This window comes from Streptomyces sp. NPDC008092, from assembly GCF_042957285.1.
Lineage (GTDB): Bacteria > Actinomycetota > Actinomycetes > Streptomycetales > Streptomycetaceae > Streptomyces.
This window is the reverse complement of the sequence record NZ_JBIBHY010000009.1, coordinates 404,648-427,831: the sequence shown is the minus strand read 5'-3', so window position 1 is coordinate 427,831 and position 23,184 is coordinate 404,648. Positions and strand designations below refer to the sequence as shown.

Sequence of the window (23,184 nt, the reverse complement as noted above, 5' to 3'; positions counted from 1 at the left end):
GTGGCTCGTGCAGCAGGCAACGCCGTCGGACGGTCAGGACGCCGCGTCGAGCAGATCGACGGCGCTCTGCTGACGGGCCGCGTCCACCTGGTCGAGCGGCCCGTACCAGCGCAGGCCGTACTGGTCGAGGGCGTTGCGGTCGCTCGCGCGGGCGCGGTCCGCCTGGCGCTTCAGGTAGGCGGTGTAAGGGTGGTCCGGCAGCACCGAGTTGAGCCTGCCGAGGCCGCGCACGTCGGCGCCCTTGAAGGACGGGCCGTCGGCTCCGCAGTCGCCGCCCTCGCACGGATCGCGCAGGATGCCGTCGGAGGTGTGCAGCAGCGAGGTCGTGGTGGCGGCGTCGGCGATCTGCCGTGCGCTGGTGAGCAGCTGGCCGTCGCCCGTGGCCCGGTACAGCTCGGCGAGCGCGCCGAGGACGACGCCCTGGTTGTACGACCAGACGGCCTGCCCGTTGTTGCCGCAGGTGGACAGGTCGATGCCGTCGTTGACCAGGTGCGAGCCGTTGACCATGCCGGTGCCCTGGAACCAGGTCCAGCCGGCCCGGGCCCGCCCGAGGTAGGTCGTGTCACCCTGGACGCGGTTGTGGAGAGCCGCGTTGAGCTGGATGTAGAGGGAGTTGGCGATCGCGTTCTTGTACGTCCTCGCCGTGCTCCACCACACCCCGCCGCCGCAGGTGGAGTCCCAGTAGGCGGCCATGTGGTCGGCGTCCGCGCGGGCCGTGTCCAGGTAGCGGCTGTCGCCGGTCAGGTCGTAGGCGGCGACCCAGGCGAGGCCCCACCACCCGGTGTCGTCGAGGTAGTCGTTGCGGAACCGGCCGCCCTGTGCGTTGACGTTCAGGTCGTAGGTGCGGGCGATCGCGTACCGGTAGCTGCCCATGCCGGTCACCCGGATGTTGTCGATGACCGCGGTCAGGGCGTTCGCGGAGTTCCACCAGCCGGTGGTGTCGAAGAGGCCGGTTCCGTAGTTGTAGAAGGTCATCAGCCCGGTGGCCGCGGCGGTGCGCGGCTCGCCCGCGTTCCAGGTGGTGCGGGCCCAGGGGGTGCACGCGATCTCGGCGCGGTCGCCGGCCTTTCCGCAGGCGCGCAGGGCGCCGACGCCGAGGTTGTTCCAGTCGTCGACGTTGTACATGAGCGTGCGCCAGCCGCGCTGCCCGGTGGGCACGGTGGTGTCGCCGAGCTTGCTGCCCGAGCTCCAGGTGCGGCCGCCGTCGAAGGAGCGGTCGAGCCACACCTCGTCGCCCGGGCTGCCGTTGTCGATGGAGGCCCAGCCCATGGCGTCGGTGTCGTCGAAGTGCAGGACGATCGACCGGGAGTAGATGCCCGCCGTGACCGGGGTGCGGTCACCCGGGGAGAGCGCGGGGTCCCGGGTGTCGCAGTACTTGTTGCAGATGGCGGCCGTCGCGCCGGTGTCGGCGGCGGCCGCCGGGGGCGTGAGGGGCACGAGGACGGTGAACAGTGCCGGAGCGAGTGCCGCCGCCAGTCGGCGAAGGAGGCGGCTGCTCGGTCTGCGCACGGAGGGCATGGGGCCTCCCTGCTTCGGGGACGGATGTGAGAGCGCTCTCGGAACGTAGGGAAGCGGCAGGGAGGCGTCAACGTGGCGCACGGGTACGGACGTTGCACCCAGGTCCGTACCAATGTGCACTCAGGTCTGCACTAAAGGGCACCCGCCAGCACCTCTGCGGCGGCCACCCCGGAGGCGGCCGTGGCGCCGTGCGTGAAGATCTGGGCGGCCGAGGGCACGACGGTGCCCGGCAGGCCCATCTCCACGACGATCGCGTCGGGCCGGGCGGCGACCAGTTCCGTGAGGGCCTGTGCCATCCACGTGTGCCGGGCGGCGTCGCGCACCACCACGACCAGGGGCCGTCCCGCGGCGGGGGCGAGCGCCCGCGTCTCCAGCGTGCCGCTTTGGCCCAGCAGCTCCGCGCGGCCCACCCGGACGGAGGTCGTCCCCGGCAGCCGCTCGCCCAGCGGGGCGGCCACGCCCCAGGGGGTCTCCTTGCCGATGGCCAGGTTGGTGGTGGGCACCAGTTCCACCACGTGCGGCGCGTTGACCAGGGGCAGGGCGTGCCGCACGGCTCCGGTCAGCCGGATGGCGCGGCGGGCCGCCGTGAAGCCGATGCCGTCGGCGTCCCAGACGGCCGCGCCGGCCGGGTCGAGCCCCGCCGACCAGGCCGCGAACTCCCGGACGCGAAGGCTCGCCTCGGTGAGCCGCTCCTCCGGCAGGCCGCCCGCGAGAACGGCGTCCGCGAGGGCGTTCACGAGCAGCGCGGCGGTGGCCTCGTCGGCGTTCTCGCCGCCGACACAGACGGCGTCGGCACCGGCCGCGACGGCCCGGACCGTGGCCCCGCCGATCCCGTAACGGCTGGTCACGGCGCCCATCTCGATGGCGTCGGTGACGATGATGCCGTCGAACCCCAGCTCCTGGCGCAGCAGTTCCTCCAGGATGCGGCGGCTCAGCGTGGCGGGCAGGTCGGGGTCGTAGGCGGGGACCAGCAGATGGCCGCTCATCACCGCGCGGACGCCCGCGTCGAGGGCGGCACGGAACGGCGGCAGGGCCTGCTCGGCGATCCGGTCGCGGTCGGCCTCGTAGACGGGCAGCCCGTGGTGGGAGTCGACGGCCACGTCGCCGTGGCCGGGGAAGTGCTTGGCGCAGGCGGCGACGCCGGCCGACTGGAGCCCCCGGATCCAGGCGCCGGTGTGCCGTGCCACCACCTTGGCGTCCACGCCGAAGGATCTGACCCCGATGATCGGGTTGTCGGGGTTGGAGTTCACGTCCGCGCTCGGCGCGTAGTCGAGGCTCACCCCGGCCGTGCGCAGCTGTCGGCCCAGGTCGGCGGCGACGGCCTCGGTCAGCTCGGTGTCGTCGACGGTTCCGAGTGCGAAGTTGCCCGGCCGGGTGGAGCCGGTCGCCGACTCGATCCGGGTGACGTCGCCGGCCTCCTCGTCGATCGCGATGATCAACTCGGGGTTCTCCGCGCGTAGTTGCCCGGTCAGGCGGGCGACCTGGTCGGGCGTGGCGATGTTGCGGGAGAAGAGCACGACCGATGCCAGCCCGTCCCCGATCTCGCGCAGCACCCAGTCGGGGGCCTCGGTGCCCACAAACCCCGGCTGCAGGACGGAGCGCGCCAGTCGTCGCAACTCCTGGCTGTGCTTGCTGGAGACCATAGCGTGCGCCCTCCTGTTGGTACAGACCAATGCGTCTCCGCCAGGCTAGCCGCCCCTGTCAAGGGGGCCCGGATCGCGCCCTGTTGGCGAAACGCGCCCTCAACTGGGGTGTTTGACAGGATGAGTTGGTCTAGTCCAAGTTGGAGGTACGCGAGTTCGAAGAGGGGCTGGTGCGGCCCGTGGTGCAGTGACCCTGCCGGTGCGGTCCCCGCCCCTCACTCCGCGCAGTTGGCGACCCGGTCGGGCCGCCGGTACCTGATATCGAGGTGTGGAGCACCGCATGCCCACGACTGACCGTTATCTCCATCGAGCCCCCTCGGACATCCCCTACTTCAGCTCGGACGGCGAGACCTACCTCGCCCAGACACCCCTGCGGGACCTGACGAAGACCCGCCCGCTGCGAGTCCTCTCCGAGGAGGACCTCGCCCACTGGCAGACGTACGGCTACGTGGTGGTGAAGCAGGCCATCCCCGCCGCCTCGGCCCGCGAACTGCTGGACTTCGCCTGGGAGTTCCAGGGCCTTGACCCCGAACGCCCGGAGACCTGGTACGAGGAGCGCGAGTACCGCTCCGACCTCGACCGGGACCTGCACATCTACGGCTTCGTCGAGGCCTACCACCACCAGCTCATCTGGGACAGCCGCCAGAACCGCCGGGTCTACGACGCCTTCGTCGACGTCTGGGACTGCGAAGAGCTGTGGGTGACGCTCGACCGGCTCAACCTCAACCCGCCCAACATCAGGAACCGCGACCGGGCCCTGATCCCGGGCACGGCCGAGGGCTTCGACATCGAGCTGCACTGGGACGTCGACACCACGCTCGGCATCCTGCCGCAGCGGGTCCAGGGGATCATCGCCCTGACCGACACCAGGCCGGAGCTGGGCGGCTTCCAGTGCTGCCCCGAGCTGTTCAAACGCTTCGACCAGTGGAAGGCGTTCCAGCCCGAGGACCGCGACCCGATCCGGCCCAGGATCGACCGCGCCGAGTTCCCCGTGGTGCGCCCGGAGCTCGAAGCCGGCGACCTGCTGATCTTCAACGGCCTGCTGGCGCACGGCGTGGCACCGAACACCTCCGAGCAGTCGGTACGCGCGGTGCAGTACCTGTCGATGATGCCGGCGCTGGAGTCGCACGACGCGCTCAGGCGCTCCCGGGTCGAGTCGTGGCGCACCCTCGCCACGCCCGACTGGAACGCGACGCTGCTGGGCGACGCCGCGCGGCACGAGTCCCTGCGCTACGGCAGGGCCACGCTCGACGAACTCGGCGCCAGGCTGCTGGGCAGCACGTCCTGGAGCGGGGCGGATCTCGACGGTGCGGAGCGGCCGGCCGGAGAAGAGACATGCGCCGAATCTGCCTGACCCTGCCGACCAACAGGCCCTGCGCGGCGACGATCACGGCCGTGGCCGAGGAAGCGGCCTACGCCGCCCGGCACTTCGACGCCGAGGTGCACCTCCTGATCCTGGACTCCAGCGCCGCACCGGCCCACGCCGAACACGCCGCGGCCGTGGCCCGGATACCCGGCGATCCCCGGATCACCGTCCACCATCTCGACGAGGCACGGCAGCGGGACTTCCTGCGGACCGTGATCGACCGGTCCGCGGCCGTGAAGCCCGACCTCCTGCTCGACCTCATGCTCCCGGCCGGCGTCTCCTACGGCGCCTGCACCAACCGCGCCTTCCTGCTCGCCGCCGCGCTCGGCTGCGAGTCCGTGCACCGCAGGGACTCCGACAGCCGGTACCAGGTGGTGGACGGCGAGCCGGTCTTCCCCGTCCACCACGAACTGCTCTCGCTCGGCAGGCGCGCGGCCGACGCCGCCCGCCATGTCACCGAGACCGCACTCGCCGCCGACCGCATGGACCGGCGGGTGGCGATGGTCGGCAGCTCCTTCGTCGGCGAACTGTCCGTGGACATCGGCGAGATACTCCGGATCGACCCGGACGTCTACCACGACATGGTCGGTCTGTGGGCGCCCGCGCACTGGTCGCCCGAGCAGAAGCGGGAACTCGTCGAGGAGTCCTTCCGGGGCGCGGGCACGGACGCCTTCACCGCGGACCACTCCACCCTGACCCTGGTCGACCCCATGCGCGTGGACATGTGCAACATCGCCTTCCACGGCGTGCACGAACGCGTGCCCCTGCCGCCGGCGACCGACACCATCGGCAGCGACTACTTCCTGATCCACCTGGTCCACGACGCCGCACAGCCCGGCGTCCTGCACAACCGGAACATCGTCAACTACTACACCGGCGAACGCCGTACCGACTCCGGGTTCGTCGCGTACCAGCTGCGTTTCGTGAAGTTCCTGCTGTCGATGCTCTACTTCAACTCCGTCTACGACGACATGGCGCGGGCGGGCGAGTCGCTGCTCGACGGGCAGGGGCAGGTACGCGCGTCCGTGGTGGCCCGGCTGGCGAGGGAGAGCGCGGGGCTCGACCGGAGCGAGAACGTCCACCGGCTGGACGTCCTCGACACCGCCTACCGCAAACTCGGCGGCCGGTACGCCGAGTTCGCCGACCTGCTGGCCGGGCGCCGCGAACGCCTCCTGGCCGAAGCGCGCGGCGACATCGAGGACTTCGCCCTGCTCACGGAGGCATGGGAGCCGCTGGTCGGCGCGGCCCGCCGTACCTCCGTACCCCCGACGTCCGGGCAGCGGCGGTGACGGCGGCCATGGCCCACGCCTCCGCGCCCCTGCTCGCCGCACTGGCGGACGCCACCGAGGACGGGATCTTCTTCGACCTGGCCGGGATCCGGCGCGGCTACGCCACCCTTCGGCGTGAACTGCCCGGCATCGACGTCCGGTTCGCCCTCAAGTCCTGCCCGGTGGACGAGGTGCTCGGCTGCCTGGCGGGCGAGGGCGCGGGGGTCGACGGGGCCAGCCCCGGCGAACTGGAGCAGGCGCTGCGCGCGGGCGTGCCGGTCGGCAGGACGCACTACGGCAACACCGTCAAGTCCGACCGGGACATCGCCGAGGCGCACCGGCTCGGCGTCCGGGACTTCGCGACCGACAGCGCCGAGGACCTGGCGGCCATCGCGGCCCACGCCCCGGGAGCCCGCGTGTTCTGCCGGCTGGCGACGAGCGGCGACGGCGCGCTGTGGGGACTGAGCAACAAGTTCGGCTGCTCGCCCGCGGACGCGGTGCGGATCCTGGAGACGGCCCGGGAACTGGGGCTGACACCCTCCGGTCTGTCCGTGCACGTCGGCTCCCAGCAGATGACGGCCGACGCCTGGCACAGCGCCGTCGAGTGCCTGGCGGACGTCCTCGCCGTCCTGGGGCGGCGCGGCATCGTCCTGGACCACGTCAACCTCGGCGGCGGGCTGCCGGCCCTGGGCTACCTCGACCGGCACGGCCTGCCCCTGGAACCGCCGCTGGACAAGATCTTCGCCGTCGTCCGGGAGGGGATGCGCCACCTCAGGAAGGTCCACGGCGAGCACCTCTCGTTCGTCATGGAGCCGGGGCGGCACCTCGTCGCCGACCACGGGGCCATCCGCGCCCACGTGGCCCGCCTGTCCGAACGGCGCGGACCGGACGGCGAGCGGCAGCACTGGCTCTACCTGAGCTGCGGCAAGTTCAACGGCCTCTACGAGATGGACGCGCTGCAGTACCCGCTCGTCTTCCCCACCCGTCCGGAGGCCGGGACCGAGTACGTCCCCGCCGTCCTGGCCGGGCCCAGCTGCGACAGCGACGACGCCTACCCCCAGGGGCACGCCCTCGTCCGCGTCCCCCGGGACCTGGCCTCCGGCGACCCCGTCTGGGTGCTCTCCAGCGGTGCCTACGCGATCAGTTACACGACCCAGGGCTTCAACGGCTTCGCCCCGCTCCCGTACACCTGCGTCGACGGAGGACACCGGTGAGCGGCGACGGCGTACGCATACGCCACATCGCCGACGCCGACTGGGACGCCATCACCGCGATGGAGTCCCGGGCCTATACGGAACTCGGCCTCACGGAGGGGCGCGCGGTCCTGCGCGCCAGGGCGGACGCCTCTCCGGAGACCTGCTTCGTCCTCGACGTCGGCTCCGAGCCCGCCGGATACGTGCTGGCACTGCCGTATCCGCCGTTCAGATACCCGGACCTGGAACGGGCGGAGGAGCCCGCGGTCGTCGCCCCGGACCCGCCGCGCAACCTGCACCTGCACGACATCGTCGTGGCGGAGCGGCAGCGCGGCAGGGGACTGGGGCAGCGCCTCCTGACCCACCTCACCCGCACCGCGGGCGCACGCGGGTTCGAACGGATCTCGCTGGTCGCCGTCGGCCGCAGCGAGCCGTTCTGGTCGAAGCGAGGGTTCACCGCGTACCCGGGGATCTCCCCGGGCGGATACGGCGCGAACGCCGTCTACATGTCCCGCCCGCATGCCCCGGACATGCAGGACTCAGGCGTGCAGGACCAACAGGACCCAGGCGTGCAGGACCAACAGGACCGAGGCGTGCAGGACCCAGGCGTGCAGGACCCGGGCCTGTACGACCGGGGCGTGCATGTCCGAGACCGCCACGTCCAAGGCGGCGGCCGTGCCTACGAAGCGAGTTGATGTGCGTGTTCCCTGTCCGTGACCCCTTCCAGCGCAGCCAGTTGGCGATCGCCGCACTGTTCTGCTCGCTCGGCTTCCAGTACGCCACCTGGGCCTCCAGGATCCCCGCCGTCAAGGCGGACCTCGATCTGACCGCGGCCGAGGTGGGGGTGCTGCTGATGGCGGCCGGGATCGGCGCGGTGGCGTCGTTCCCGCTGGTGCCGGTGCTCATGAAGCGGCTGGGCTCGGCACGGCTGGCGCTGCTGTCGGCCCTCTGCCTGACCCTGCTGCTCCTGGCACTCGCGCTCGCCCCGGACTATCCGGTCGCCCTGCTGGTCATGGTGGCCGACGGGGTGTTCGTCGGGTGCCTGAACGTGGCCATGAACGCGCAGGGAACGGCCCTGGAGACCCGGTACAGCCGCAACACCATGGCCCGGCTGCACGCGACGTTCAGCGCCGGCTCCCTGCTCGCCGCGCTGCTCGCCTCCGGCATGAACGCGGCCACCTCCTCGGTCACGGCGCACTTCGGCGTGGCCGCCGTCGTCCTCGTCGTGCTGACCGCTCTCGCGCGCCCCGGTCTGCTTGAGGACGAGGCTCCCGCGGCGGAGAAGCAGAGCAGGAGCCGGGCAGGGTGGAGCCTGCCGTCCCGGGTGACGCTCTGGATGTGCTGCGCCATGGCGTTCGGCACGGTGACCGAGGGTGCCATGAACGACTGGTCCGCCCTCTACCTGCGAGAAGTCGCCAAGGCGACCGCGGAGTTGGCGCCGATGGGCATCGCCGTGTTCTCCGGCATGATGGTCCTGGCCCGCCTCTTCGCGGACGGCTGGCGCAGCCGCTGGGGCGACGGCCGCGTGGTGCTGTTCGGCAGCGCCCTCGCCGCCGCCGGGCTGGCCTTCGCCCTGCTGAGCGGGGGAGTGGCGGCGGCGCTCGTCGGGTTCGCCTGTGTCGGACTGGGCTGTGCGGCGGTGACCCCGTGCGTCTACGTCGCCGCGGCCAAACAGGGTTCGGAGGCGCTGGCCCTCGTCGCGGCCATGGGCACGACGGGCCTGCTGGCCGGGCCACCGCTCATCGGATTCGTGGCGAGTTCGAGCAGCCTGGTGTGGGGCCTCGGAGTCGTCGCCGCGGCGGCCGTCGTGGTCTCCCTGTGCAGCACGCGGATCCAGTGGACCCCGGTGAGCGGCTGACCGGCGGCCCGGCCGGGGTGGTCACTCGGGTCTGCGCCACACCGAGACGTGCTTCGTGGCGTCCTGGGTGAACGGCGAGCCGTCCCAGTCGGCCACCCGGCGCTCCAGCGCGAGGCCCGCGATCCGGGCCATCAGGTCCAGCTCCGCGGGCCACGCGTACCGGTGCCGGGAGGCGCCCCGCCGGTAGCGGCCGTCCTCGCCGTCGCGGGTGAGGTGGTGCGAGACGAGGATCTGCTCGACCAGGTCGAAGGTGTCGAAGCCGAGATGCCCCGCGGACACGTCGAAGGGCACCGCGACCTGGCCGGGCGGCAGCAGCCGCAGCGGCGGCACCCCCAGCTCGATCACGAACCGGCCGCCGGGCCGCAGATGCCGGGCCGCGTTGCGGAAGCACTCGACCTGCTCGTCCTGGGTGAGCAGGTTCGAGATCGTGTTGTAGACGAGGTAGACCAGGGCGAACTCGCCGGGCACGGTGGCGGTGGCCATGTCCCCGACCACGACCGGCAGGGTCTCCTCGCCGGCCTTCCGCCGCAGGATCGCCACCATGTGCTCGGAGAACTCGATGCCCGCCACCGGCACCCCGCGCTCCCGGAGCGGCACACCGACCCGGCCCGTGCCGATGGCGAACTCCAACGCCCGCCCGTCTCCGGCGAGTTCCGCGAGGAAGTCGAGGGTGGGGCCCAGCACCGCGGCCGAGGACATCTCGGTCTCCTCGCCGTCGTAGCGGTCGGCCTCGGCCTGGCTCCACAGCTCACTGCTCGTCACGGGCGGCCACTGTGCCCGGCGGGCGGCGACGCTGTCCACGGGATTTCCCGGCCGGCGCCCGGCCGGGCGCCGGAACCAGCCCCAGCCGCTGGGCGTGCAGCACCGTGCCGAGGCGGTCGCGGGTGCCGAGCTTGCGGTAGATGTTCTCGACGTGCTTGTGCACCGTGCGCGCCGAGATGCCCAGCCGGCGGCCGATCGCGTCGGCGGTCAGGGCGTCGGTGAGCAGGAGGAGAACGGTGAGCTCCCGGGGCGTCAGCGCACAGTCCGCCACGTTCTGCTCCGCCTCGCCGGGCGCCGCCGACGACCGGCGCCACTGCTCCAGGAGCCGGCGCTGCTGCTCGACGGCGGCCAGCAGCGGCTGCGCGCGCTCGGCGATCCGCACGTGGTCGTCGGTGAAGTCCGCACCGGAGCGGTAGACCAGGCAGCCCGTGATCGGCGCGACCGAGCCGGGCAGCGGCAGCGCCAGCACCTCGTTCAGGTCCAGGCCGGCACCGAGCACCCGAGCGGTCTCGCTCACCGGCCAGGCCCGCCCCGCCAGCCGACGGGCCGTCACCGGGGTACGGCCGAGGCCGGCCGCGTAGTGGTGGGCGAACGGATAGCCGGACCGCAGCACCTCCAGCGCCTCGCCGCCGAGCCGGTCCAGCGCGTCCGCGGCGGCGGGCGACAGGCCGAGCGTGCCCTTGCCCTCGCTCCAGTCGTCCAGCTTGTAGATCAGCGTCTCCCCGCCGCACAGGCCGGTCACGGCGTCGGCCAGCAGCGGCCAGAGCCGTTCCGGCTCGCGCTCGTTGAGCGCGGCGACGGCCAGTCCGGTGAGGCGTTCGTAGGCCCTGTCCAGCCCGTGTACCACGTGTTCCTCTCCGCTCGTGCCCCTACGCAGTTATACGCATACCCAGGCGGCGGCCGGGTGCCGCATGCTTCAACCGGGCACCGGCACCGGATCGGACGACTCCGGTCACGCGGGCCGCCGGCACGGGGGAGCGGCGGCCCGCATCCGGTCGTCGTCGTATCCGATCGTCCCCGTATCCGGTTGTCCTCGTATCCGGTCACCCGCCCCAGGCGGCCGCGCACAGCACCCGGTCGATCTCGTCCGCGTAGCGCTCCGCGGCCAGCCAGGCGCGGGCGAAGCGGCCGGTGTCCGCCGGAAGGAGACGGCCGAAGGTGTCGCGCGAGCGTTCCGCGGCCGCGGCGAGCAACTCGTCGAGGACATCGCCGGCCGTGCCCAGACCGTGCCGGTGCAGTCGGCGGGCGTCGGCCGCGGAGTCACCCGGGAAGGCCAGCACCCGTCGCCCGCCCGAAACCGCCTGTTCGATCCGGCGGCGCAGCAGGTGCAGGGGCGCCTCGTCGGGCGTGTGCACCGCGTCGCTCGCCGCAGCAGGAGACGGCGACGCAGCCGCCGGAGCCGGCAGGTCCGCGCGCTGGAGGCGGTCCAGCCCCAGGTCGACGCGGTTCCCGGCGCTCGTGGGGTGCTCCGTCGCGAGGAGTTGGGCGCGGGCGTGCGGAGCCGCGGCGAGGCGTGCGACCACCCGCAGTCGGCTGCCCCCGGCTGCGGCCAGCAGCCGCAGGTTGTCGCGGTGCGGGAGCGCCGGATGGTCGTGCGCCGCCGTCAGCCGCAACGGCACACCGCCGCAGTCGGCCAGCAGGCAGTCGCCGGCCGCCTCGCGCACCGCGCCCACCAGCGTCACCTCCAGGAAGAGCAGATCGTGGCCGCCGCCCAGGGCACGCCCGACCTGCTCGGCCACGGGCACCGCCCACAGCCGGTCCAGCGGATCGGCCCGCCACTCCGCCCCCGACGCGCGCACCGCCCGTACCGCCGCGCCCGCCCCCAGCCGGCCGGTCGGCGACACCGTAGCCCCCGACACCGCGAGCCCGGCCCGGGCCAACTCGCGGTGCGTGAGCGCCGTGTCCCCGATCCGCACGGCACGGTCGGCGGCGCCCACCGCCCGGCCCGCGCCGCCCGGCGCCACGTCCGAGACCGTGTAGAGCCGCCCCGCGGCATCGGCGGTCCAGGTGACGGCTCCCGCGTAGCCGCTCGCGGTGAGCACCGGCTCCGAGAACAGGCCGTACAGCCGCAGCGAACCGTCCGGTGTGTACGGCTGCCGCGCCGTGCCGCGCAGCCCGGTCAGCTCGGCATCCGTGGCATACGGCACACGGTGCGCCACGAACAGGGCCTCCGACACGGCGCCGACGAGTTCGGCGAGCCGGAACGCGGGATCGGCCGCGCGGGCCGCGCGCAACGCGGTGACCACGGAGACCGCCGCCGCGGCCGCCCGGGGCAGACCCGCGAGCCGCGCGGTGTGCGCGGCACGCAGCAACTCCGCCTGGAGCACGGCACCGGAACCGTCCGTGCCGGCGTCGAGCACGGCGGCCACGGCATCGAAGACGGCGTGGGCGGCGCGGTGTTGGGGGAGCGTCGGCGATTCGTCGGGGACGGGTGCCACACGGCTGCCCGGGGCGGGCGTCGCCTGCAAGCCGGTGCCGTCGGTGCCGTCGGTGCTGGCGGTGCTGGCGGTGCCGGCGGTGCCGGCGGTGCCGGTGGTGCCGGTGGTCCCAGCTCCCGCAGTGTTCTCCGCGGTCTCCGCGGTCTCCGCGGTCTCCGCGGCCTCCGCCATGTCGGCCACCGGCGCCGCCGAGGCCGCCGCCGCGCGGTGTAGGCAGTCCGGGGCCAGCAGGCAGCCGCAGCGGATGGCGGCCGCGTCGGCCACCACGCCCCCGGGGGCGTGCAGTTCGAGCTCGGAGCCCTCGTCGTCGACGGTGACGCGCACGGTGTCGCCGTCGCGTACGAACGGCCGGTCCGCCAGCTTGGCGATGCCCGCGTCCAGTCGCCTGCGCAACCGGGGCGAGAGGGCCGCGACCAGTTCGGCGGTCACGGCGGGGGCGACGGCGGGCAGCTCCCGTTCCGTGCTCATGCGATCTTCTCCCCTACCCAGCGGGCGAGTTCGAGCGGGCTGAGGGCGGCGACCGGCATCCCGGCGGCGACCAGCTGTCCCGCGATTCCGGTGGAGTAACGGGGGCGCCCCGAGTCGTCGAGGCTCGCGCAGCCCAGGACCTGGCAGCCCGCCCCGACCAGCGCCCTGACCTCGGCGAGCAGTCCGCCCACCGGATAGCCCTCCTCGAAGTCGCTGACCACGACCACGAGCGTGCGGGACGGCACGGTCACCAGTTCGCGCGCGTGCCGCAGCCCGGCCGCGATATGGGTGCCGCCGCCGACGCTCACCTCAAGGAGCAGCGACAGCGGGTCGTCGACGTGCCCGGTGAGGTCGACGACCTCGGTGGAGAACGCGAGGAAGTGCGTGGACAGGGTCGGCACCCCGGCCAGCACCGAGGCGGTCAGCGCCGCCCAGACCGTCGACGCCTCCATGGACCCGGACACGTCCGTGACCAGGATCAGCCGCCAGTCGGCGGTGCGCCGGGCCCGGGTCCGGAAGACCGGGCGCTCCGGGATCACCCGGACCGTGCCGTCGGCCGTCCGGCGGGCGGTGGCCAGATTGGCGCGCAGCGTACGCGCCAGGTCCAGGCCGCCGCCCGGGCGCCGGCTCGGCCGGGGCAGGGCGGTGCCGTGCAGCGCGGGGCGCAGCCGCGTCGCCAGTTCCCGGGTCAGCGCGTCCACCAGACGCCGGACCAGAGGGCGGAGCGCGGCCAGCCGGGCCTCGGGCAGTCCGCCCGCGTGCCGCAGCACCGAGCGGAGCAGGTCCACGGAGGGCCGCACGCGGTCCGGATCCAGCTCGGCCAGCACGTCCTGCCGTCCCGTCGCGGCGGCCGCCGCCAGCACCTCCTCCCGGATGCCCGGCCCGAACAGCGCCGCCAGTTCCTCCGACCACTCCCGCACCCCGGGATACGGGGCCTCGCGCCCGCCGCCCGTGCCGCCCAGGTCACTCCGGCTGCCCTCGCCGCGCCCGCGGCCGTACAGCTCGTCCAGCGCGGTGGCCAGGGCACCCGCCGACTTCGGGAGTTGATCGGCGCGGCGGCCGAGCAGCAGCCGCCAGCGGTCGGCGGGGGCCAGCCGGCGGTCCGGCAGGGCCACCGGGGCGTGGGCCGGCGCGGACTCCCGGTGCGCCCGCGGCGGCGGCAGCAGGCCGAGCGTGCGCAGGGTTTCGCGAGCGGTGAGGTCGGCGCGGGTCCAGGTGGCCAGCGCGGCCGGGTCGACCGCTCCGGTGTCGGCCACCCGGTCGACGCCGAGCCGCTCCTCGACCCCGGTCAGCAGACGCTCGCGGTCGGCCGGGCTCAGCGTGTCGAAACCGCCGCGCAGGGCCGGCAGCCGGTCGAGGAAGTCCTGGTCGGACAGCTCCGACACCCGCTCGACCAAGGGCTCCAACGCCGGTGCCGCCGCCTCCAGCAGCCGCCCGGCGGCCGTCAGCAGTCCCGTCAGCCGGGCGGTGAGCGCGGACCGGGACCCGGCGTCGGCCGCCCCGTCCACCCAGGAGGCGACCCGGCCGCCGAACGCCCCCGGATCCTCCTGGCCGAGCAGGACGCGAACGGCCCCGGCGGCGCCCCGCATCAAGGGGGAGCCGTCGGTGGCCAGCCGGGCCAGCGCGTCGGTGAGCCGGATTCCGCCCGACAGGTCGGCACGGTGCGCGAGTTCGAGCAGGGCGCGGGCGTCGGCCGGGTCCTCGGAACCGGTCAGGCCGTCGACCTGGCGCACCGCGGCCGCCGTCAGCAGTCCGGCGACGGCGACGGCCCTGGCGGTACGGTCCCCGCCCGCGTCCGGGCCGGCGATGTGCCCGGTCCGCAGCCGGTCCAACAGGGCCAGTCCGGCGAGGAGTTCGGGCAGGGTGCCGGCGTCCGGCAGCACTTCGGCGGTGTCGTCGAGCCGCTCCTCGACGAGACCGGGCAGGCCGCAGAGCGCCGCCTGCTTCAGGCCGTCGAGCACCTGCGCGGCCGTCGGGCCGCCCGCGTCCCGTTCCTTGCGGCTCCGCTCGCGCAGCAGGCCCTCGGCCGCCTGGGCGAGGGTGACCCCGCGGACACCGGCCGCCGTCAGCATCGCGGCGGTCGCCGGGGTCCAGCGCACCTCCCAGCGCGAGGTGAGGGCGTCGGCCCCGCCGGTCCCGGTCACCGGCCTGGGCTCGGCGTACGGCACGGAGCACAACGTCAGGCGGCGCAGCAGCAGTTCGCGGCGCCGGTCGAGATCCGAGCGGAGGGGATCGAGCCGCAGGTCCCGGGCGGCGTCGGGGCCGCCGTCAGCGGGACCGGGCAGGCCGAGTTCGCCGAGCTCGGCCTCCACGGCCGGGGCGAGACCGCTGCGGGGCGCCTCCGGCGCGGGACGGCCGACGCGGGTGCCGACCAGGACGTTCTCCATCGCCCTGGCGACGGCTCGGCCCCGGCCGTACGGCTCGCCCTGTGCCAGCACGGTCTGTGCCGCCTCAACCAGCTCGCCGCGGCCTGCGGCGGGGAGGTTGCGGAGGCGGGCGAGGTCTCCGGCCAGGCGGGTGATCTCTCTGGCGTCGGCGGGGCCGGAGGGGTGGCCGAGGCCGCGGAGTTCGGCGCAGATGCGGACTGCCGCGCTGGTCAGAGCAGCTTCCAGAGCGCTGGGGTCTCCCGCTGTCGCCAGGACCATGTGCTGCCATTCGGGGTCGCGGATGCCGGCCGGGTAGCCGGAACGCTCGTCCAGGAGGGCGTAGGTGTAGGGGATGAGGGAGGTTGTCCATTCGGGTGCAGGCAGGTGGGGGTTCGGCGCGCCCGCGCGGCCGTAGCCGGACATCGAATTCGGCCCAGCGCCCCTCGGGTCGGCTGCCAGAGCCGGGGTGTGGAAGGCGCCGACCACCACAGCTGCTCGCTCGCCGTTCGCCGTTGCGGTGGCCAGCCGGGAACGCATCCACTCCTCCCGCCGCAGATCCACCTCAGGCACGGCCGACTCCTCCCGCAGCGCCCACCCCGTCAGCAGGGCCGCCCGCCGCAGTGCCTCCGGTGCCGAACCGGGTGCGGCGGCCTCCACCAGCCGGTCCCACAGGTCGTCGCCCGGCCGCCCGGTGAGCCGGGAACGCAGGGCGTCCGACAGCCGGCCCGGCCCCTGTGCGGCACGCTCCCCTTCCCGCTGGCCCCGATCGGCGAGCGGCAGATCGCAGGCCACGACCGGCACCCCGCTGCGCGCCGCCCACCGCACCGCCGCCAGTTCCGGGGAGAAGTCGGCGAACGGGTAGAACGCCGGGCCGCCGCTGCCGTCGGCCGGTGCCGCGGCGAGGGCCACCGGGGCCCGGGTCTCCTCGTGGGCCAGCCACGGCAGCCACTCCTGCAGCTCCGCGGGCAGTTCCACGAGGAGTACGTCCGGGTCCGCCGTGTCCAGCAGGGCAGGGACGGCGGCGGCCAGCGAGGGCGCGTGGTGCCGCACGCCGATCAGGTACGGCCCCGCCGGGTCGGTGAGAGCGGCCAGGGCCGCCTCGGGGGAGGGGAAGTCGGACACGGCGTCACGCCTCCAGGACCGTACGCAGGTCCCACAGCGTGCGCCAGGTCGCCGAGCCCTGTTCCGCGCGCCGTCGCACCGGACCGTCCCAGTAGCCGCGCAGCCGGGCCGCGTCGGCGGGGTCGTCCTTGCGCACGACGCCGAGCAGATGGCCCGGGAGCAGGCCGAGGACGTCGCGGTCCCCGGGGAAGTAGGCCGCCGCCAGGGCCAGCGCGCCCGCCACCGACACCGCCTCCGCGGTGCTCATCACCGTGGACGGGCGCTCCACCTCCCAGCCCTCCGCCGACCGTCCCTCGCGCAGGTCGCGGAACGCGGTGACCAGGGCCTCCAGGACCGCGTCGTCGACCTGGAAGGGCGCCCCCGCCCGTTCCACCGACGCCCGGGCCTGGCCGCGAACCAGCGCGGTCTCGGCGTCGAGGTCCGCGATCGGGCCCACGGTCTCGAAGTTGAAGCGCCGCTTGAGCGCGGCGGACATCTCGGAGACGCCCTTGTCCCGCAGGTTGGCCGTGGCGATGAGGGTGAACCCCGGCGCGGCATGCGCCAACGCGTCGTCCGTGCCCGCCAGTTCGGGCACCGCGATGCGCCGCTCGGACAGCAGCGAGACCAGCGAGTCCTGCACCTCGGGGAGGCAGCGGGTGACCTCCTCCACGCGTGCGACGGCACCCCGGGACATCGCGGTGAGGACCGGCGAGGGCACGAGCGCCTGGCGGGTCGGGCCCTGGGCGAGCAGCAGGGCGTAGTTCCAGCCGTACTTGAGCTGGTCCTCCGTCGTGCCCGCGGTGCCCTGCACGACCAGGCCGCTGGTGCCGCACACCGCGGCCGACAGCAGCTCGGACAGCATCGACTTGGCGGTGCCGGGCTCGCCGACCAGCAGCAGCCCCCGCTCACCGGCGAGGGTCACCACACAGCGCTCGACGAGGGCCCGGTCGCCGACGAACTTGTCCGCCACGACCAGCCGGCGCGGCACCCCGTCCGGTGCCTCCGCGTCGTCGGGCAGCCGCAGCGCCCGGCCGCCGCTGCCCATGACGAAGGTGACGACGGCCCGGGGTGTGAGCCGCCAGGCGGGCGGGCGCGGACCGGCGTCGTGGGCGGCGAGGAAGGCCAGTTCGGTGGCGTACCGGTCCTCGGGCGGGACGATCTGGCGCAGGGGCGCGGTGCTGACGGTCATCGGCGGTCGTCCTTCGGAGCGGTTCGGGCGGTGGTGCGGATCGTGGTCATCGGCGGCGGCCCCCGCGGGTCGCCCGTGTGGTCAGCTGCTCGTACGCGGGGGCGTCCCCGGCGCGTACGCGCTCCCAGGCGCGGGCGAACAGCTCCGGCACCGGGACCAGCGGGAGGGTCCGGTGGCCGTCGGAGACCGGGTAGAGGGCTTCCTTCCAGGTCTCCGACGGCAGGGCCGGAGCCCTGAACTCGCGCCAGCCGCCGGGCAGGAAGAGGGTACGGCCGGCCCGCGGGCGCTTCGCCTCGACGACGAGGCCGGTCGCCGCCAGCTCGGTGCGCGCCTTCTTGATCCGGGCGGGCTTCCAGCCGGTCCAGCGCGCGCAGTTGCGGTCGGTCGGGTCGGGCAGCGCGAGCAGCTGGAGATAGAGCGCGGCCGCGTCCGCGCCGAGACCGTGCGCCGCGGCGACCTCCGCGACCAGCGCGGGCACGGAGACCGTGGGGTCCTGGGCGTATCCTGCGGGGCCCTGTGCCGCCACGGCCCGGGCGAGGTCGTCGCCGAGGAGGGTGCGCACGGCCCGCAGCCGGGACGCCCGCCCCTCGCCGAGCAGGCCCTCCAGGAGCCCGAAGACGGGGTCGTCGGCTCCGCTCAGCGCGCCCGGCCGGAGCAGCACGTGTTCCGTGTCCGCGTACCAGGGGCGCAGCACCAGTGCGTCACCGGCCCTCGTCAGCCCGTGCGCGTCGGCGCCGCCGGTCTCGGGCAGGCCGAAGACCTTGCGCAGTTGCACGCTGGTCGGGCCGCCCTTCTCCGTCCACTCCAGGTCCAGGTCGAGCAGCAGCTCGGGGTCGGCCAGCCGGCGGCGCAGCGCGCCGAGCCCGTCCGGCAGCCCGGCCCGCAGCGGATGCCCGTACGGCAGCACGTACGCCAGCGCGGCCAGGCTCTCCATGGCTCCGGCCAGCGTGTACGAACCGGGCACCGCCGACGGGTCGGCGGGCGCGAGGTCGCCGTCCTTGTCGGGCCGGAACACCGTGGTGCGGGCGAGCCAGGGGGTGCGCGCGGGGTTGAGCACGGCCTCGGCATGACCGGCGCCCGTGCCGGCGAGATCGGTGCTGAGGTCCTCCGGCAGGCGCACCAGGGAACCGAGGCGTTCCGCCCACAGCCGGACCGCGGCACCCGTGTCGGGGCCGGTCGTCCACAGCTCGGCGGGGTCGTCCGGCAGCAGCACGCCGAGGAGCGCCCGCTGCTCGTCCTGGCCCAGCGAGTTCAGCAGCTGTGCGCCGAAGCTCCGCTGACGGGGTTTGAGGCCGACGGCGGCGAGTGCCCCGGCATCGGGGGCGTCCGGATGACCGGCCAGCAGCACGGCGGCCTGGAGCGGGCCGAGCGCGCCGTTCGTCGCGGTCGCCAGCGCCTCGGGGGCCTCGGGCCGCCAGGGCGCGGCCCCCTTCTCCCGGACCAGCCGGGTCAGTTCGGCCAGCCGGTCCGCCGCGATCCCGATGGCGCACCGGGTCTCCCGGACCAGCGTGAAGTGCCCGACGGCACCGAACGCCCCGGACGGGTCGTGGTCCAGCGCCAGCCACTCGACCGTGCCCGGCCGGTCGTCGACGCTGTGGCAGCCGAGCACCGCCACGGTACGGCCGTCCCGGCGCAGCACCTGCCCCACCCGCTGCTGCTCGTCGTGCGGCTCGCTCAGCACGGCCACACGCAGTGTGGTCCCGAGCCCGGCGAGCGGTCCCTCGGTCAGCGCCTCGAACAGCAGGAGCAGCGGCTCGCGCTGGGCATCGGTCAGGGCCGGTGAGGCGGCGCGGTAGGCGAGCGGCCGCAGGGCCCCCAGGACGGGCGTCCATTCCGCGCCGATGGTGGGCACGGTGTGCTCGTCGCTCCGCCAGCCGCCGCCGACGGTGGCGAGCCGCTCGCGTTCCGGCAGCGGTCTGCCGTCGGCGGGCCTGCCGGACAGCACGTGGTTGACCGCGCGGATCTGGCGCAGCGCGGCCCAGCCGCCGTGCCACGCGTTCTGCAGGTTCACGACCCCGGCCGAGGCGTCGCGCAGCGCCCGGTCGTCGCCGTGGGGCGGGGAGTAGTCGGCGAACATGCCCTCGGTCCGCTGCCGGGGCTGCCGCGGCCGCTCCTGCGGGGGCCTGGCCAGGGACCCGGCCGTCTCGGCGACCCGCAGCGCCGCATGGACGAGGGAGGCGACACCGGCCAGCAGCCGCCGGTCGGTCACTCCGGGCAGCGCCCGTGCCAGCGCGGCCACCGTGACCTCGTGCACGGCCGGCACCGCGGCCCTGGCCCCTTCGTCCTTCCCGGCCGCGGCGAGCGCCTGCCGCCGTTCGTCCAGCGCGGTCGCCGTCGCCCGCATCAGCTCACCGGCCGACGCGTCGGTCAGGGCGCGCAGTACGGCCGACCCCCGTTCGTCGCGGGGGCGCAGCGCGTGCCAGAACGCGACCGGCGGCACCAGCCGGGTACCGGCCGCGTACGCCCCGCCGGACTCGCCGAAGGACACCCGCCCGAGCTCGGTGCCGTCGTCCGCGTGCAGGGCGACGCTCTGGTACATCTGCGCGGCGACCGGCTCGGCCCCGCCCGGCAGCCGCAGGGCGCCCAGCGGCACCCCCGGCACCCGGCCGTTGCGGGCCGCCCGCAGGGTCGCCGTCCGCCCGTCCGGCGTACCGGCGGTCGTCCGCGCCTCGGTACCCTCCCCCTCCGTGCGCACCCACCGCCCGAGGACCGTGCCGTCGGTGCCGAACGGGCTGTGTTCCAGACCGGGTTGCAGCGGCAGCACCTCGCAGGAGCCGTGCAGCAGCGAGGCGTCCTCGCGGACGGCCGACGCCAGCAGCGCGGGCAGCGAGGCCCGGCCGTGCTCCCCGGTCGCCGGGTCGTACTCCAGCCACAGCGACTGCCGGCCCTGCCTGCCCTGACGCCAGTACGTGGTGCCGTCGCCGATGACCGGGCGGCTCGGCGGCAGCACCGTGTCCCCCGCGTGCAGCGTGCGGCCGCCCGTGGCCCGGCCGCCGCCGGGCAGCGGGATCGACGCGTTGGCCGCGTCCATGCCGGACCACCAGCTCGGGATCTGCTCACCGCCGAGCGGGACCACCTCGGACGGGCGGTTCGACCAGTAGCCGTGCTGCTTCGAGCCGTCCCGCCACATCACCAGCAACTCGCCGTCGGCGTACCGGAACCGGGGCCGCTGCCAGCGGTCCAGCTCCGCGGGCAGCCGCAGGTCGTGGGTGAGCAGGATCCCCTCGGGGCCGACGACGATCGCCTTGTGACCCCGCACCAGGATCAGCGCGGGCCATGCCTCGGTCACCGACAGGGTGTTGTCGCGGTCCTTGCGCACCTCGCCGTCGAGCAGCGCCAGCGCCTCGTCCAGCGCGGGCCAGCCCAGTTCGTCCAGGATCCCGGCGCGCAGCGTACGGCCGAGGACCGGGACGATGTCGTACTCCGTGAGCCGGCGCACGGCCTGCGGGCTCTCCTGCACCACCGTCCGGAAGGGCCGCAGCCGCTCCAGCTTCGCGTCGACGCCGGGCAGTCCGGCGCCGGCGGCGAACTCCGCGGTCGCCTCCTCAAGCCACTCGCGCAGCACGACGCCCAGCACCGGATGCGCGGCCACCTTGGGAAGCTCCGCCGGTCCCTGTCCCCGTCCGAGCCCCTCGACGGCCTCGGACAGCATGGCCCGGTAACGCGATTCGGCGGCGACGGCCTTCAGGTCCCGCTCTCCGGGCCGCTGGTCGCGCAGCCAGACGGCCAGCGGCAGATGCACCTGCGTGTCCGCGTCGGGTACCGTCAGCGCGACGCCCTCCGCCACGCACAGGTCCAGCAGGTCGAGGTCCGCCCCCGCCTGCCACCGCCCGGTGAAGAGGTCGACCGGCCGGCCGCCCGCCCGCAGCCGGGGCGCCATCCGCTCGACCAGCGCCAGCGTCGCGAGGGAGCGGTGCGAGTACCCCGCCCCGTGCTTGCGGTACTGGGCCCACCGGCTGAGCCAGTCCGCCGCGTCGACCTCCGCGCGGCCGTCCTCGGTGAGCAGCAGGTCCGCCCCGCACTCCGCCAGCAGCGCCAGCCAGAACTCCTCGTCCGCCACCTCCCGGCCGAGGCCGGCGGGCATGATCTCCAGCAGCCGTACCCGGATCTCCGGCCGCCGCTCGGCGAGGACGGCCAGCACGCTCCGGTAGGCGTTCCAGAAGGAGGCGGGCGCCCGTACCGCGGCCGGGGACGCGAGCAGGTCGGCGACCAGGGCGCACTCCTCCGTGACCCGGTCCAGTCCCGCCGCCCTGATCAGCCCGCGCGCGTCCTGCGGCAGCGAGGCGTACGGCGGCATGCCGGCCGCGCAGCGCTCCACCGTCAGCTGCCGGAACTGGGCCCAGGCGACAGCCGGTTCGAGCCGCCGCGCGAGGTCCCTCACGTACTCCTTCAGCGCCTTGACGGTGAGCGCCCCGGCGAAGGCGAACTCCAGGAACACCGCCCGCTGCCGCTCCTCGTCCACGGTCAGCGCGTGCACCCGCTCGGCCTCGCGGGCCTTGCCGAAGAAGGCGGCCGCGTAGGTCGTGTTCTCGTGCTGGAGGAAGATCCGCGCGGCCTGCTCGTAGAAGGTCGGCAGGAAGTGCGGGACCGCGCGGCCGAGCCGCTCGCCGAGCGCCTCGAAGCCCTCCTTCGCGTTGCCCGGCTTGGACTTGGCCTGCCGGGCCAGCCGCTCGACGTCCTTGACCAGGGCGAGGGCGTGATGGCCGTTGGCCGGGTCGTGCACCAGCGCCCAGGCCGGGAAGCCCAGGGTCTCCCGGCGCACCTGACCGACCTCGGGCGCCTCAGGCTCCCGGCCCAGGCCGAGGAACTCCAGGGCCAGGTCCTCGGCCGCACCGAGGGTGCCCGGCACCAGCCGCACCACCGCGCGGCCGTCGAGGGCGGGGTGCGTGTAGGTGCGTGCGGTCAGGACGTCGGCGTCCTCCCGCGCGGTCGTGCCCGGGGGCAGGATCGCGCCGGCGTCGAGCAGCGCGGTCGTGGTGGTGTCGTCGTACCCGGTCATGCCGCCCGCTCCTCGTCCTCGACGTCCCGCCCGGCGTACAGCGCCGCGGCCATCCGCATCCCCTCCGACCAGGCGACCGGGCCGACCTGACCCAGCCGCAGCGTCCGGCCCGCCGGATCGGTCCACGCCAGCGGGCCGGTCTCGGTCTCGAAGTAGCTGTCGTAGTCGCCGATCCAGACCCGGGCCTCGACCCCGCGGCCCTCCTCCAGCACCGAGCACACCGCGTACCCGCCGCGCACGCGGTACCCCAGCTGCGTGGCCCTGCCGTGCAGGAACCGCAGCTCCTTGAAGACCCCGCCCGCGTACTCCTCGATCTGGGTGCCCTCCGCGTCCGGCGCGGCCGGGCGGTGCCAGACCTCCCGGAAGAGCTGCTGGGCCTTCTGCTCGACGCCGAGTTCGACGGCGAACTCCCGCAGCTCCGCCAGGTCTTCGAGGAGCACCGGGTGCGGCAGCCGGACCAGTTCGGGGGCGATGCGCACGGTGTCGCCGTCGAGGTCGACCAGGCCGAGCCCGCGTCCGGCGCCGGCGTCCCGCAGGAATCCGGCGACCTCGCCGTCGGCGCCGGTGACCACCAGGTCGCGCAGCGCCGCCTGCCAGGCGGGGTCCGGCCAGACCTGCGTGAGGACGGCGAGCGGGACCGGCAGGGACCGGGTCATCCACCGCTCCACGTCGGCCAGGCACTGCCGCTCGTGCCGCTCCAGCCACTCGGCGAGCTGCCGCAGCCCCAGGACGGCCGGATCGTCCGCCAGCTTCGCGGGCACGGACTTCAGCCGCCGCCCCGCCGCGTTGCGGCAGACCACCTTCCCGTCGTCCAGGGCCACTTCGTAGTCCCCGGCCGTCACCCACCCCATGCGTGCCTCCCCGCACCGCAGTGATCAAGTGATGGCGACTGTAGGGGAGACCACTGACAACGCCCGCCGCGGTCTGTGCCGGTTGGGGAAATCGCAGCTCGGCGAGGGCAGGAGGGCCGGCAGCGGGACCGGGCGGGCACGGCGACGGCCCCGGTCCGCAGGCG

Annotated in this window: 14 protein-coding genes; 5 read left to right on the top strand and 9 right to left on the bottom strand. The window is 74.6% G+C overall.

Features of this window, described 5'->3' with window-relative positions; translation table 11 throughout:
* Positions 1–33: 33 nt before the first annotated feature.
* On the bottom strand, positions 34–1,518 hold the full coding sequence (locus tag ACFZB3_RS29710; RefSeq protein ID WP_391380544.1) for a glycoside hydrolase family 76 protein: 1,485 nt from the start codon (positions 1,516–1,518) through the stop codon (positions 34–36).
* Positions 1,519–1,649: 131 nt separating this feature from the next.
* A complete protein-coding gene (locus ACFZB3_RS29705) occupies positions 1,650–3,161 on the bottom strand; it encodes a glycoside hydrolase family 3 N-terminal domain-containing protein (RefSeq protein WP_391380542.1) in 1,512 nt (503 codons plus the stop codon).
* 280 nt (positions 3,162–3,441) lie between these two features.
* Between ACFZB3_RS29705 and ACFZB3_RS29700 the strand changes: the two genes are divergently transcribed.
* Genes ACFZB3_RS29700 through ACFZB3_RS29680 form a run of 5 tightly spaced genes read left to right on the top strand, consistent with a single transcriptional unit; the run spans position 3,442 to position 8,846 of the window.
* Positions 3,442–4,515, top strand: a complete 1,074-nt coding sequence (locus ACFZB3_RS29700) for a phytanoyl-CoA dioxygenase family protein (protein WP_391380540.1) — start codon at positions 3,442–3,444, stop codon at positions 4,513–4,515.
* Positions 4,497–5,816 (top strand): DUF6271 family protein, encoded by a 1,320-nt coding sequence (locus ACFZB3_RS29695; RefSeq protein ID WP_391380538.1) that lies wholly within the window; start codon positions 4,497–4,499, stop codon positions 5,814–5,816. The genes ACFZB3_RS29700 and ACFZB3_RS29695 overlap by 19 nt, the downstream gene beginning before the upstream one ends.
* Before the next feature lie 8 nt (positions 5,817–5,824).
* Positions 5,825–7,009 carry a type III PLP-dependent enzyme gene (locus ACFZB3_RS29690; protein WP_391380647.1) on the top strand — a complete coding sequence of 395 codons (1,185 nt, stop codon included), beginning with the start codon at positions 5,825–5,827 and terminating at the stop codon, positions 7,007–7,009.
* Positions 7,006–7,683 (top strand): GNAT family N-acetyltransferase, encoded by a 678-nt coding sequence (locus tag ACFZB3_RS29685; protein ID WP_391380536.1) that lies wholly within the window; start codon positions 7,006–7,008, stop codon positions 7,681–7,683. The genes ACFZB3_RS29690 and ACFZB3_RS29685 overlap by 4 nt, the downstream gene beginning before the upstream one ends.
* The gene (locus ACFZB3_RS29680; RefSeq protein WP_391380534.1) at positions 7,683–8,846 is read left to right on the top strand and encodes an MFS transporter; all 1,164 of its coding nucleotides are present in this window, start codon (positions 7,683–7,685) and stop codon (positions 8,844–8,846) included. Before ACFZB3_RS29685 ends, ACFZB3_RS29680 begins: the two co-directional genes overlap by 1 nt.
* Before the next feature lie 21 nt (positions 8,847–8,867).
* On the opposite strand, the gene ACFZB3_RS29675 is transcribed toward ACFZB3_RS29680, so the two are convergent.
* From ACFZB3_RS29675 to ACFZB3_RS29645, 7 genes are all read right to left on the bottom strand, one after another.
* Positions 8,868–9,608 (bottom strand): methyltransferase domain-containing protein, encoded by a 741-nt coding sequence (locus tag ACFZB3_RS29675; RefSeq protein ID WP_391380531.1) that lies wholly within the window; start codon positions 9,606–9,608, stop codon positions 8,868–8,870.
* The gene (locus tag ACFZB3_RS29670) at positions 9,595–10,455 is read right to left on the bottom strand and encodes a LuxR C-terminal-related transcriptional regulator (RefSeq protein ID WP_391380528.1); all 861 of its coding nucleotides are present in this window, start codon (positions 10,453–10,455) and stop codon (positions 9,595–9,597) included. The genes ACFZB3_RS29675 and ACFZB3_RS29670 overlap by 14 nt, the downstream gene beginning before the upstream one ends.
* 196 nt (positions 10,456–10,651) lie before the next feature.
* The gene (locus ACFZB3_RS29665; RefSeq protein ID WP_391380525.1) at positions 10,652–12,514 is read right to left on the bottom strand and encodes a hypothetical protein; all 1,863 of its coding nucleotides are present in this window, start codon (positions 12,512–12,514) and stop codon (positions 10,652–10,654) included.
* Positions 12,511–16,002 (bottom strand): DUF5682 family protein, encoded by a 3,492-nt coding sequence (locus tag ACFZB3_RS29660; RefSeq protein WP_391380523.1) that lies wholly within the window; start codon positions 16,000–16,002, stop codon positions 12,511–12,513. Before ACFZB3_RS29660 ends, ACFZB3_RS29665 begins: the two co-directional genes overlap by 4 nt.
* A gap of 4 nt (positions 16,003–16,006) precedes the next feature.
* The gene (locus ACFZB3_RS29655; RefSeq protein ID WP_391380521.1) at positions 16,007–17,170 is read right to left on the bottom strand and encodes an AAA family ATPase; all 1,164 of its coding nucleotides are present in this window, start codon (positions 17,168–17,170) and stop codon (positions 16,007–16,009) included.
* Between the two features lie 46 nt (positions 17,171–17,216).
* Positions 17,217–22,169: a hypothetical protein gene (locus ACFZB3_RS29650; protein ID WP_391380519.1), complete on the bottom strand. Its 4,953-nt coding sequence runs from the start codon at positions 22,167–22,169 to the stop codon at positions 17,217–17,219.
* Entirely contained in the window at positions 22,166–23,020 is an 855-nt protein-coding gene (locus tag ACFZB3_RS29645) for a DUF4132 domain-containing protein (protein WP_391380517.1), read from the bottom strand. The genes ACFZB3_RS29650 and ACFZB3_RS29645 overlap by 4 nt, the downstream gene beginning before the upstream one ends.
* Between the last annotated feature and the right edge of the window lie 164 nt (positions 23,021–23,184).

Bases quoted from the DNA above. Each gene is read 5' to 3' on its own strand.
- ACFZB3_RS29710 (WP_391380544.1), bottom strand. From the start codon at position 1,518: ATGCCCTCCGTGCGCAGACCGAGCAGCCGCCTCCTTCGCCGACTGGCG.
- ACFZB3_RS29705 (WP_391380542.1), bottom strand. From the start codon at position 3,161: ATGGTCTCCAGCAAGCACAGCCAGGAGTTGCGACGACTGGCGCGCTCC.
- ACFZB3_RS29700 (WP_391380540.1), top strand. From the start codon at position 3,442: ATGCCCACGACTGACCGTTATCTCCATCGAGCCCCCTCGGACATCCCC.
- ACFZB3_RS29695 (WP_391380538.1), top strand. From the start codon at position 4,497: ATGCGCCGAATCTGCCTGACCCTGCCGACCAACAGGCCCTGCGCGGCG.
- ACFZB3_RS29690 (WP_391380647.1), top strand. From the start codon at position 5,825: ATGGCCCACGCCTCCGCGCCCCTGCTCGCCGCACTGGCGGACGCCACC.
- ACFZB3_RS29680 (WP_391380534.1), top strand. From the start codon at position 7,683: ATGTGCGTGTTCCCTGTCCGTGACCCCTTCCAGCGCAGCCAGTTGGCG.
- ACFZB3_RS29665 (WP_391380525.1), bottom strand. From the start codon at position 12,514: ATGAGCACGGAACGGGAGCTGCCCGCCGTCGCCCCCGCCGTGACCGCC.
- ACFZB3_RS29655 (WP_391380521.1), bottom strand. From the start codon at position 17,170: ATGACCGTCAGCACCGCGCCCCTGCGCCAGATCGTCCCGCCCGAGGAC.
- ACFZB3_RS29650 (WP_391380519.1), bottom strand. From the start codon at position 22,169: ATGACCGGGTACGACGACACCACCACGACCGCGCTGCTCGACGCCGGC.
- ACFZB3_RS29645 (WP_391380517.1), bottom strand. From the start codon at position 23,020: ATGGGGTGGGTGACGGCCGGGGACTACGAAGTGGCCCTGGACGACGGG.